Below are 10,629 nucleotides of genomic sequence, written 5' to 3'. Positions count from 1 at the left end.
CGGCTGATGAAGGTTTAGAAGTAGCAGGTTGCGCCATGGCATCTGATGCATTCTTTCCCTTTAGAGATGGTATTGATGCGGCAGCTATGGCCGGTGTAACTTGTGTTATTCAGCCAGGTGGTTCTATTCGTGATGATGAAGTAATTGCTGCAGCTAATGAACACAATATCGCGATGATTTTTACTAACATGCGTCATTTCCGCCATTAATAAGGGATTGCTATGAAAATTTTAATCATTGGTAATGGTGGTCGTGAACATGCACTAGCTTGGAAAGCAGCGCAATCTCCTTTAGCAACCCAAGTGTTTGTTGCCCCCGGTAATGCAGGAACAGCATTAGAACATGGCGTACAAAACGTCGATATTAGTGCCACTGATATTGCCGCATTAGTTGCATTTGCCCAACAAAATCACATTGATTTAACCATTGTGGGGCCTGAAGCGCCATTGGTAATTGGTGTAGTAGATGCGTTCAAACAAGCGGGACTGATGATTTTTGGCCCCACCAAAGGTGCGGCACAACTAGAAGGTTCGAAAGCATTTACAAAAGATTTTTTAGCCCGCCATCATATCCCAACAGCAGCTTATCAAAACTTTACTGAAATAGCGCCTGCACTTGAATATCTCCATAAAGTGGGCACACCTATTGTGATTAAAGCGGATGGCCTAGCTGCGGGTAAAGGTGTCATTGTTGCCATGACACATACCGAAGCAGAAAATGCGATAAAAGATATGTTAGCAGGTAATGCTTTTGGTGATGCAGGACACCGTATTGTTATTGAAGAATTTCTTGATGGAGAAGAAGCCAGTTTTATTGTTATGGTGGATGGTGAAAATGTACTTCCAATGGCAACAAGTCAAGATCATAAGCGCGTCGGTGATGGTGACTCAGGCCCAAACACCGGCGGAATGGGGGCTTATTCTCCTGCACCGGTTGTTACTCCTGAAATCCACCAGCAAGTCATGGATAACATCATTTATCCAACTGTCAAAGGCATGGCTGCCGAAGGACATCGCTATCAAGGTTTTCTTTATGCAGGCTTAATGATTGATAAGCAAGGTATTGCCAAAGTCATTGAGTTTAACTGCCGTTTTGGCGATCCGGAAACGCAACCTATTATGATGCGCATGCAATCAGACTTAGTTGATCTCTGTTTAGCGGGTGCAAAAGGCGAACTAGCAGGTAAAGACTCCATTTGGGATCCCCGCCCCGCTTTAGGTGTTGTAATGGCCGCCGGTGGCTATCCTGATAACTACCGCCAAAATGATATTATTGAGGGACTAACAGCAACATCTTCTTCAACAGCTAAGGTATTTCAAGCAGGAACAAAATTAACGGCTCAAGGTGAAGTTGTTACAGCAGGAGGCCGAGTATTATGTGCAACTGCTTTAGGGGAAGATATCGAACAAGCTCAAAAGAATGCCTATGCTTTAGCCAAAAGTATTCACTGGTATGGCTGTTTCTATCGCCATGATATCGGCTATCGTGCCATTGCGCGTTTAAAAAAGTAAGCTAAAACAGCAAAAGGGAGTGATCACAAACTCTCTTTTGTTGGTTCCCATTTACAAAAATCGTGTTCTGCAACCATTAACAACTGGTTACCTTCGGGGGAATCCAGCCAAGCAACATAAGCGGGACGAGTTAGATGCTGTGTTCTACGTTTTAGCCAACGTTGTTCTGGTGCTTCAAATGATACATTCACTTTTTCACCCGCACATGTTGTCAATGTATCTTGATACCAGGTTCCTTGAACTAACTTTACCTGACCTATTGCCAATGCCTTACTGATCTCTCGTTCTCGACTGGCTGCAAATACCATTTTTAAACGTTCATCTTCTGTTAATGGGCGCTTTTGTCCTTGATACTCTTGTTGCATAAAGATAACTTCACCACGTTTATTTAAACGTAAATGCCAAGAGGAAGGATGGGAGGGATTAACGATTTCACTGCGAATTTGCCATAATCTATTTTGGCGGTACTCATAAAAAGTGACAACAGTTTCAGGCTTTTGATAAAAGCTATAGACACTCATAATCACTTGAGGCTCTGATGTTTTGTTATTTAAACGCCAAAGCCGCACAACCCCTTCATCTGCAATATAGCCCGTCGCAGAAAATTCGGGTAGTTGTGGAGAAGAAGAGCAGGCGCTGAGCAAAAAAGAGAACCCTATTGCTAACAGCCCCTGTCGTCTCAACAAAAGGGGAGCAACTCCCCCTCTATTGTTCATTCCGTTCAAAGGAATTATTTTACTGCGTCTTTCAGTGCTTTACCGGCAGTAAATGCAGGAACGTTAGCTGCTGCAATTTTAATTTCTTTGCCAGTTTGAGGGTTACGACCAGTACGCTCTGCACGGTGATTCACTTTGAATGTACCGAAACCAACTAACTGGACAGAATCACCTTCTTTCAGAGCACCTGTTACTGAGTCGATAAACGCTTCAATAGCAGCTTTTGCCTGAGTTTTTGTCAGATCCGCTTTTTCAGCAACTGATTCGGTTAATTCAGCTTTGTTCATAAAATAGTCCTTAAAGTATGTTTTATCGTTTGAAAAACATCTGGTGAAAAAACTTAATTCATCTTTTTTAGAGAGTCGGTTAAGCAAAACACCTGAGCCACTTCTTTTCGTACCCAATGTAGAACATACACGGGGGTAATGTGAAGTCTTTAAACGTCGCTTTTCAAGCACTAAATCACGTTTTTCTGATTTAGTGCGTTAATTCTATACCGATATTGCTCATTCCAGATTCGCGCAGGTCTGTACGCAGACCTTTTATTAGTTCAATATCTCTTTCTTCGCACTCAACAAGTAGGCGATAAATTTCCCATTGAATATCGAACTCTTCAGTGACCGCAGCAAGAGATTTTAATTCTTCTTCAGACATTTCTCTTTCTGCTTGTGTCATTTCAAGTGTAGCAACAGTTCCAACCGAAATTTTGCTCACTTCAATAGCATGACTGAGTGACTCACCACTTAAACGAGAATGAATAAGCTCACTCAGTGCCACACAGGCGTCGATTGCAGGATAGACACCATAAATATCAAACTGTGATGCATCAGGAATAGCTTCTTCTAATTTCTCTAATTGAGAATCAAAATTCACCTTCGCATCTTTTACCGTTAAAGTTTCCCAAACTAGATCGAGAATACGACGATACAGGGTTGGATCAGTAAATCCTGTTTCGCGACAAAATACCTGATAATTTGGATACATTCTCTCACACAGGCACGCCATAAACGTTAAGTGTTGCCAACTTTCAAGCTTTTCTAAACGTAAATGGATTGGGTTCTTCAACATTAGTGATTACTCATTTTCTTAACTTAGCCGCAGTTTACCTGAAAATTGAAAATATCCACATATTTACCGCCGATTTAGAGCTTATTCTTATTCAATTGCTCAAATAATCGCCTATTTGAGGCAATACCATCGGCCCAACGAGTCGGTTCAGGTAATCGATATCCATTTATACAGCGTTTTACCCACGCTAATGCACTCTCCATACTCACTTTATAGCCTGGAGAAATATATAAAGGTTTACATCTTTTTTTACTACGATAAATCCAACCTAACTGCTCATCCTTATCCATTAATTTTTCCGTACTTCCTACATCGTCGTCTAATTTTTTATCATCACCACATAAACGACTTTTTGCCACACCGATGGTTGGAATATCGGCTAAGAGTCCAAAATGACTTGCCACCCCTAACCGTCTAGGATGTGCGATCCCTTGACCATCAACAAAAACAAGTTGCGGTTTTTGCTTGATGCCCTGCCAAGCTTCTAATAACGCGGGACACTCACGGAATGAAAGGAGTCCGGGAATATAAGGTAGTAATGTTGCAATACGGGCTATTTGATATTCAACAATTTCAAAGGAGGGATAATGCATAACAACAATAGCGGCACGAGTGACCGCACCGCTATTTTCAAATCCGACATCGGCACCTGCAATATAAGTTGGTGCCATAAATTGGTCGGTTAAGATAATCTGTTGAGCTTTCTCTGTCTGCTCTTGACGTAATTGCTGAGTATTAATCATTATCCTGATGATAAGGCTTCGATAGACGGTGAACCGCATCAATAAATGCTCCAGCATGCGCTGGTGGAACATCTTGATGAATACCGTGCCCAAGATTAAAGACATGACCAGTACCTTTGCCAAAGCCAGCTAAAATCGTAGCGACTTCTTGTTCTATTCTTGCTGGTGGCGCATACAACATAGAAGGATCCATATTACCTTGTAAGGCAACCTTATCACCGACTCGACGGCGAGCATCTTCGATATCAATCGTCCAATCAAGTCCTAATGCATCACAACCTGTGGCTGCCATCGCTTCTAACCAACGCCCACCACCTTTAGTAAATAAGGTGACCGGAACTTTTCTGCCCTCATTCTCACGAATAAGACCATCAACAATCTTATGCATGTATTGTAATGAGAACAATTGATAATCGCGTCCTGTTAGCACACCTCCCCATGTATCGAAGATCATGATGGATTGTGCCCCTGCTTTAATCTGAGCATTCAAATAAAGGATAACGCTATCCGCCAGTTTATCCAGTAATAGATGCAGAGCTTGTGGCTCGCTATACATCATTTTTTTAATTTTTGTGAACGCCTTACTACTTCCACCTTCAATCATATAAGTAGCTAGTGTCCATGGACTACCTGAAAAACCAATTAATGGCACATTACCTTGCAATGCATGACGAATTGCACGTACCGCATTCATGACATAACCTAATTCATCTTCCGGATCGGGAATAGGTAATTTTTTTATATCATCAAGGCTATTTATCGGTGTTTTAAAACGAGGACCTTCCCCTGTTTCAAAATACAGACCTAATCCCATCGCATCAGGGATAGTTAAAATATCAGAAAATAGGATAGCGGCATCTAAAGGAAAACGTCTTAAAGGCTGTAAGGTAACTTCGCATGCCAATTCGGTATTTTTGCACAATGAGATGAAGTCTCCCGCCTGTGCTCGTGTTTCCTTGTATTCAGGAAGGTATCTGCCTGCCTGACGCATCATCCAAACAGGGGTGACATCAACAGGTTGGCGCAACAGCGCACGTAAATAGCGGTCGTTTTTCAACTCACTCATGTCTAACTCCATTAATAGTAATAGGGCCGCAAAATAGCGTGTAGTGTAACATGTTGGAAAAATAACAGTTGGCAGGCAACACCTTTATTTAGCTATTTTCTTCATCTTGTCTAATATTCGCTATCGTATCTTCTATTAAACGTCGCGCAATAGTATCAGAAGGTGGTATTTGTGGTAACTCATCATAGCGATACCATGCTGCACTGATTAATTCCGAAGGATCATGTCGTAATTCTCCCCCTGCATAATCGGCAAGAAAACCCATCATAAGAGAATGAGGGAAAGGCCATGGTTGTGAAGAAACATAACGAATATTGCGAATATGAATATGACTTTCTTCAAAAACTTCGCGAGCTACCGCATCTTCTAAGCTTTCCCCTACTTCAACAAAACCAGCTAAAACGGTGTAGAGTGGTGAATGTTTATGCCTAACATGGTGTGCTAATAGAATTTTATCTTTATTACGAATACCAACAATAATACAAGGTGCTATTTGTGGGTAATAACGCTCATGACAGTTATCACATAAACATGCCCATTCACTCTCACTATGGCGCATTTTAGCCCCACAATAGCCACAAAACCGATGAGAACGATAAAATTCAGCAAGTTGAACACCACGACCGACTAATTTAAATAACTTTTCATCTTGAGATGCGATAAGCCTTGGTGAACACATATCGCTTTCCATTTTGTCATAAATCAGCCAGACATTTTCTCCTTGCCATTCCCCAACAATTTTGGCTTGTTTACCCACAAGTCCCCAATCTGTTGCTAAACCAAATGGAAGTTCACCTTTGGGTAACCAAACTCGGCCGCCTAGGCTGACTGTCCACCAGCCTTTTTCACCACCTGTTAGCGTATATAAATGCATAGTAATAATTCTATCTTAGTTAATGATATACAATAGAGGATACTCTCTTTCACAAGAGCCGCTCAATGAATTATGTCGCTACGCCAAAATTCATCTATACCTCCATGGTAAAAATATAAATTATATTTATAAATAAGGTTCACACGAATGACAAACATAACGAAACATAAGATCGCTATTTTTGATTTAGATGAAACACTGTTAGCCGGAGATTCTAGCTGTTTATGGACAAATTACTTGTGGGAGAAAAAGAGAGTCACTGATCCTGCTTTTTTAGCTTTAGATAAACAAATGATCGCTGACTATTACGCAGAAAGGCTCAATATAAATAAGTACTTACACCAACATTTATCTTATTTTAATCAGCATAATATTGAAGAAATAAATCAATGGGTTACTGATTTTACTCATACCATAATCAAGCCATTGCTCTATCCTCAAGGCATTAATACTATAAACCTATACCGACAACAAAATATCCCCGTTATCATTATCTCTGCAACTATGTCTTTTCTGGTACATGCGATTGCAAAACAACTTAATGCTGATATTTCTATGGGCATTGATATGCAGATAAAAAATAATCATTATACAGGCCATATTGAGGGTATTCCTACCTTTAGAGAGGGTAAAGTCACTCGACTCAATCAGTGGAAAGAACAAAACAACATTAAGGATTCTTATATTTATTTCTATACTGACTCAGCCAACGATCTCCCTTTATGCTATCAAGCAAATGAGGTTATCACCATTAACGCCGATGAAAGATTAAGCCAAATAGCAACAGAAAAAGAATGGCAACAGTGCTACTGGCAGTTAAATAAATAATCATTATCGGGCTTGTAGTTTTTAAGATCTTTAATATACTGTGGGCATTCTTGTCGGAGTGCCTAGTGTTTATAAGGCTATTTTTAACACAGGCTGAGACCGTTAATTCGGGATCCGCGGAACCTGATCGGGCTAATACCCGCGAAGGGAACAAGAGTCATTCGACCTTTAGATAGCTTCATTGTGTCTATTTTTTACACTCTTATCTGTCGATACTCCCTGCGACCTCCAGACAAGCATTTTTCTCAATATTCACCCGACAAGCCTTGTGCTTGATTGATATTTATTAGGAAATGCTATGTCCAAAAATCAAACTATCTCTATTAAAGATGTTTCGCCCACTGCGAATAAACAGCGCCCACGTAAAGAACAACGCGATGCAGCGCAATCCTTTATTAGCACTATTCAAGGTATTAATTTTCCCAATTCAAAACGTATTTATATCACTGGTACTCGTTCAGATATTCAAGTGCCAATGCGTGAGATCCAACTTGATAAGACCCTGATCGGTGGCTCAAAAGAAGATCCTATTTTTGAAGAGAATGAACCTATTCCAGTCTATGACACTTCAGGGCCTTATGGTGATCCAACTTCTCAACTTGACGTTAATCTTGGCTTAAAAAAAATTCGCCAACCATGGATTGATGCGCGTAATGATACCGAACCTCTTTCACACTTAAGTTCTGATTTCACTCAACAACGCCTTACTGATGCAGGATTAGAACATCTACGCTTTCCGTTAAAACCCAGCCCTAGAAAAGCGCTAAATAATAAGAGAGTGACGCAATTACATTACGCTCGCAAAGGTATTATTACGCCAGAAATGGAATTTATTGCCATTCGAGAAAATATGGGGCGAGAACGTATTCGTAGCGAAGTATTACGCCAACAACATGCCGGATTTAGCTTTGGTGCACATTTACCTGACAATATTACGCCTGAGTTTGTACGCCAAGAAGTTGCTGCTGGTCGTGCCATTATTCCTGCCAATATCAATCACCCAGAATCTGAGCCGATGATTATTGGCCGTAATTTCTTAGTTAAGGTGAATGCTAATATCGGCAACTCTTCGGTTACCTCATCTATCGAAGAAGAAGTAGAAAAACTGATTTGGTCAACACGTTGGGGGGCCGATACCGTGATGGATCTGTCAACTGGACGTTATATCCACGAAACACGTGAATGGATCATCCGTAATAGCCCAGTCCCTATTGGTACTGTTCCTATTTATCAAGCTCTCGAAAAAGTTAACGGTATTGCAGAAGATCTCACTTGGGAAATGTTCCGTGATACTTTATTAGAACAAGCGGAACAAGGGGTGGATTATTTCACTATCCATGCAGGTGTCCTATTACGCTATGTTCCTATGACCGCAAAACGTTTAACGGGCATTGTCTCTCGTGGTGGATCAATTATGGCGAAGTGGTGTTTATCACACCATAAAGAGAATTTCCTCTATACCCACTTCCGGGAGATTTGCGAAATCTGCACCGCTTATGATGTTTCATTATCATTAGGTGATGGTCTAAGACCTGGCTCTATCCAAGATGCTAACGATGAAGCACAGTTCGCTGAATTACATACCTTGGGTGAATTAACAAAGATTGCTTGGGAATATGATGTACAAGTCATGATTGAAGGCCCAGGTCATGTACCAATGCAGATGATACGTCGCAATATGACGGAAGAACTAGAGCATTGTCATGAAGCCCCCTTCTATACATTAGGCCCTCTAACAACTGATATAGCACCGGGCTACGATCATTTTACTTCCGGTATTGGCGCTGCAATGATTGGCTGGTTTGGCTGTGCCATGCTCTGTTATGTCACTCCGAAAGAGCATCTCGGACTCCCCAATAAAGAAGATGTGAAACAAGGTCTTATTACTTATAAAATCGCCGCCCATGCAGCTGATCTTGCCAAAGGACATCCCGGCGCGCAAATTCGTGATAACGCCATGTCTAAAGCCCGTTTTGAGTTTCGATGGGAAGATCAATTTAATCTAGCACTTGATCCTGAAACTGCCCGTCAATATCACGATGAAACCTTACCTCAAGCATCGGGGAAAGTCGCTCACTTCTGCTCTATGTGTGGACCTAAATTCTGCTCAATGAAGATAACACAAGAAGTGCGTGATTATGCAGCAGGTATGGAGCAGATGTCACAAGCCTTTAAAGCCCATGGTAGCGAACTATACCACAGTGCAGAAATAGCCAGTTCCGAGGTAGCTGATAATGAACAGATCCTCTAATTCGGCTTTTGCCCCAACCGAAAAAAAGTTGGGGCTTTACCCTGTTGTCGATTCTATTGAATGGATTGAGCGCCTGTTGAAAATAGGTGTAACAACGATCCAATTACGCATCAAAGATAAACAGCCCAAAGATGTTGAACAAGATATAATCACTGCAATCAAATTAGGTCGTGAGTATAACGCAAGATTATTTATCAATGATTATTGGCAACTCGCCATTAAACATCACGCTTATGGTGTTCATCTTGGACAAGAAGATCTCGACATTGCCGATCTTGATGCTATTAAACAGTCAGGTTTATGCCTTGGTATTTCCACCCATAATGACACTGAACTACAAAGAGCAAAAAGGTTACTTCCCTCTTATATTGCTTTAGGGCATATATTTCCAACGACGACGAAAGATATGCCATCAAAGCCACAAGGTTTAAGAGCACTCAAACATCAAGTAGAACAAACTCATGATTTTCCAACCGTTGCTATTGGCGGGATCTCTCTAGAAAAAGTCTCTGATGTCGTAGCAACTGGCGTTGGTGGAGTTGCTTTAGTGAGTGCAATAACAAAGGCATCAGACTGGCAACAGGTAACACTTAAATTATTAGAATTAGTAGAGGGAAAACCATCATGCTAAATGATAATGATTTTATGCGTTATAGCCGACAAGTGATGTTAGAAGATATAGGATTAAAAGGGCAAACCAAAATACAGCAAGCCAGAGTATTAATTATTGGCTTAGGTGGGTTAGGCTCTCCAGCATCACTTTATCTAGCAGGTGCAGGAGTGGGTGAACTTATTTTAGTCGATGATGATAATTTGCATGTGTCGAATTTACAGCGTCAAATTCTCTATCGCACTCAAGATATCCCGGATGCAAAATCAGACATCGCCAAACAGGCTCTACTTGCCTTAAATCCTGACATTAAAATCACCACCTATAAACAACGTGTTAATGATGATTCTCTCTCTACGTTGCTTCAAAACATCGATTTAGTTTTAGATTGCACTGATAACATGAGCACTCGCCAAGCAATCAATCGTATCTGTGTTAAACAACAAATACCGCTTATTAGTGGCAGTGCCGTTGGATTTAGTGGTCAGTTGATCGTGTTTGAGCCCCCTTTTATTCATGGTTGTTACCACTGTCTCTATCCTGATAACAAAGAGCCACAACGCAATTGCCAAACAGCTGGAATTCTAGGCCCCGTTGTAGGGGTCATTGGTACTCTGCAGGCACTTGAAGCAATTAAGTTACTTGCAGGTTTACCAAGTACGTTAAGTGGAAAACTACGTCTGTTCGATGGTAGAAAACAAAATTGGAGCACCTTGCGCTTAACACCATCAAAAAACTGTCCTGTTTGTCGAGGGTTAGCATGAATATTACCGTAAATGACGAACGTTATTCTCTGGATATGCCTGTCACGATAAGCCAGCTCCTTATTGAGTTAAAACAACCTTCTATGGGGGTGGCACTCGCTATCAATGACATCATTATTCCGCGTGAAAACTGGAATACACAAATGATCAATGAGGGTGACACAATTCTTCTCTTTCAAGCAATTGCGGGAGGCTGAT

13 protein-coding genes and 1 riboswitch (1 of these 14 cut by a window edge) are annotated in these 10,629 nt (G+C 41.1%); of the genes, 7 read left to right on the top strand and 6 right to left on the bottom strand.

The features are described 5' to 3' along the window. Both purH and purD read left to right on the top strand, forming a co-directional pair. On the top strand, nt 1-209 hold the 3' end of the coding sequence (purH, locus tag AACU98_RS09795; protein WP_036919202.1) for a bifunctional phosphoribosylaminoimidazolecarboxamide formyltransferase/IMP cyclohydrolase. Its footprint begins 1,381 nt before the window's first position; 209 of the gene's 1,590 nt are visible here — the last part of the coding sequence; its start codon lies off the left edge, out of view; it ends in the stop codon at nt 207-209. Between the two features lie 12 nt (nt 210-221). Then, entirely contained in the window at nt 222-1,511 is a 1,290-nt protein-coding gene (gene purD, locus AACU98_RS09790; RefSeq protein WP_004250093.1) for a phosphoribosylamine--glycine ligase, read from the top strand. Nucleotides 1,512-1,534: 23 nt separating this feature from the next. Here the strand turns inward: purD and AACU98_RS09785 are convergent, their stop codons facing one another. The 6 genes from AACU98_RS09785 to nudC all read right to left on the bottom strand — a co-directional run bounded on the left by AACU98_RS09785 (nt 1,535) and on the right by nudC (nt 5,978). Continuing rightward, complete coding sequence (locus AACU98_RS09785; RefSeq protein WP_004246923.1) at nt 1,535-2,227, bottom strand: DUF1481 domain-containing protein; 693 nt, start codon at nt 2,225-2,227, stop codon at nt 1,535-1,537. 14 nt (nt 2,228-2,241) lie between these two features. Further along, nucleotides 2,242-2,514, bottom strand: coding sequence for an HU family DNA-binding protein (locus AACU98_RS09780; protein WP_004246922.1), 273 nt, complete (start codon nt 2,512-2,514; stop codon nt 2,242-2,244). A 190-nt stretch (nt 2,515-2,704) separates the two neighbouring features. After that, nucleotides 2,705-3,295 (bottom strand): YjaG family protein, encoded by a 591-nt coding sequence (locus AACU98_RS09775; RefSeq protein ID WP_004246921.1) that lies wholly within the window; start codon nt 3,293-3,295, stop codon nt 2,705-2,707. A 74-nt stretch (nt 3,296-3,369) separates the two neighbouring features. Further along, nucleotides 3,370-4,038 (bottom strand): deoxyribonuclease V, encoded by a 669-nt coding sequence (nfi, locus tag AACU98_RS09770; RefSeq protein ID WP_036907196.1) that lies wholly within the window; start codon nt 4,036-4,038, stop codon nt 3,370-3,372. Continuing rightward, on the bottom strand, nt 4,031-5,104 hold the full coding sequence (gene hemE, locus AACU98_RS09765; RefSeq protein ID WP_004249140.1) for a uroporphyrinogen decarboxylase: 1,074 nt from the start codon (nt 5,102-5,104) through the stop codon (nt 4,031-4,033). The genes nfi and hemE overlap by 8 nt, the downstream gene beginning before the upstream one ends. An 88-nt stretch (nt 5,105-5,192) precedes the next feature. Beyond that, nucleotides 5,193-5,978, bottom strand: a complete 786-nt coding sequence (gene nudC / locus AACU98_RS09760) for an NAD(+) diphosphatase (RefSeq protein ID WP_004246918.1) — start codon at nt 5,976-5,978, stop codon at nt 5,193-5,195. 147 nt (nt 5,979-6,125) lie between these two features. Between nudC and AACU98_RS09755 the strand changes: the two genes are divergently transcribed. From AACU98_RS09755 to thiS, 5 genes are all read left to right on the top strand, one after another. After that, nucleotides 6,126-6,806: an HAD family hydrolase gene (locus AACU98_RS09755; protein WP_012368504.1), complete on the top strand. Its 681-nt coding sequence runs from the start codon at nt 6,126-6,128 to the stop codon at nt 6,804-6,806. Between the two features lie 44 nt (nt 6,807-6,850). Beyond that, nucleotides 6,851-6,973: riboswitch (TPP riboswitch) on the top strand. Nucleotides 6,974-7,104: 131 nt separating this feature from the next. Continuing rightward, on the top strand, nt 7,105-9,057 hold the full coding sequence (gene thiC, locus AACU98_RS09750) for a phosphomethylpyrimidine synthase ThiC (RefSeq protein ID WP_004246916.1): 1,953 nt from the start codon (nt 7,105-7,107) through the stop codon (nt 9,055-9,057). Further along, nucleotides 9,041-9,688, top strand: a complete 648-nt coding sequence (gene thiE / locus AACU98_RS09745; RefSeq protein WP_017628672.1) for a thiamine phosphate synthase — start codon at nt 9,041-9,043, stop codon at nt 9,686-9,688. Before thiC ends, thiE begins: the two co-directional genes overlap by 17 nt. After that, nucleotides 9,682-10,431, top strand: a complete 750-nt coding sequence (locus AACU98_RS09740; RefSeq protein ID WP_049212055.1) for a HesA/MoeB/ThiF family protein — start codon at nt 9,682-9,684, stop codon at nt 10,429-10,431. The genes thiE and AACU98_RS09740 overlap by 7 nt, the downstream gene beginning before the upstream one ends. Next, nucleotides 10,428-10,628 (top strand): sulfur carrier protein ThiS, encoded by a 201-nt coding sequence (thiS, locus tag AACU98_RS09735; RefSeq protein WP_004250087.1) that lies wholly within the window; start codon nt 10,428-10,430, stop codon nt 10,626-10,628. Before AACU98_RS09740 ends, thiS begins: the two co-directional genes overlap by 4 nt. The last annotated feature ends 1 nt before the right edge of the window (nt 10,629 follow it).

The sequence above is a fragment of the Proteus sp. G4380 genome (assembly GCF_963885725.1).
In the GTDB taxonomy this organism is placed as follows: domain Bacteria; phylum Pseudomonadota; class Gammaproteobacteria; order Enterobacterales; family Enterobacteriaceae; genus Proteus; species Proteus mirabilis.
This window is presented reverse-complemented; position numbering and strand designations above follow the sequence as displayed.

Coding starts and splice junctions, on each gene's coding strand:
- nfi (WP_036907196.1), bottom strand. CDS start 4,038: ATGATTAATACTCAGCAATTACGTCAAGAGCAGACAGAGAAAGCTCAA.
- AACU98_RS09785 (WP_004246923.1), bottom strand. CDS start 2,227: ATGAACAATAGAGGGGGAGTTGCTCCCCTTTTGTTGAGACGACAGGGG.
- nudC (WP_004246918.1), bottom strand. CDS start 5,978: ATGCATTTATATACGCTAACAGGTGGTGAAAAAGGCTGGTGGACAGTC.
- purD (WP_004250093.1), top strand. CDS start 222: ATGAAAATTTTAATCATTGGTAATGGTGGTCGTGAACATGCACTAGCT.
- thiC (WP_004246916.1), top strand. CDS start 7,105: ATGTCCAAAAATCAAACTATCTCTATTAAAGATGTTTCGCCCACTGCG.
- thiS (WP_004250087.1), top strand. CDS start 10,428: ATGAATATTACCGTAAATGACGAACGTTATTCTCTGGATATGCCTGTC.
- AACU98_RS09755 (WP_012368504.1), top strand. CDS start 6,126: ATGACAAACATAACGAAACATAAGATCGCTATTTTTGATTTAGATGAA.
- thiE (WP_017628672.1), top strand. CDS start 9,041: ATGAACAGATCCTCTAATTCGGCTTTTGCCCCAACCGAAAAAAAGTTG.
- AACU98_RS09775 (WP_004246921.1), bottom strand. CDS start 3,295: ATGTTGAAGAACCCAATCCATTTACGTTTAGAAAAGCTTGAAAGTTGG.
- AACU98_RS09780 (WP_004246922.1), bottom strand. CDS start 2,514: ATGAACAAAGCTGAATTAACCGAATCAGTTGCTGAAAAAGCGGATCTG.
- AACU98_RS09740 (WP_049212055.1), top strand. CDS start 9,682: ATGCTAAATGATAATGATTTTATGCGTTATAGCCGACAAGTGATGTTA.
- hemE (WP_004249140.1), bottom strand. CDS start 5,104: ATGAGTGAGTTGAAAAACGACCGCTATTTACGTGCGCTGTTGCGCCAA.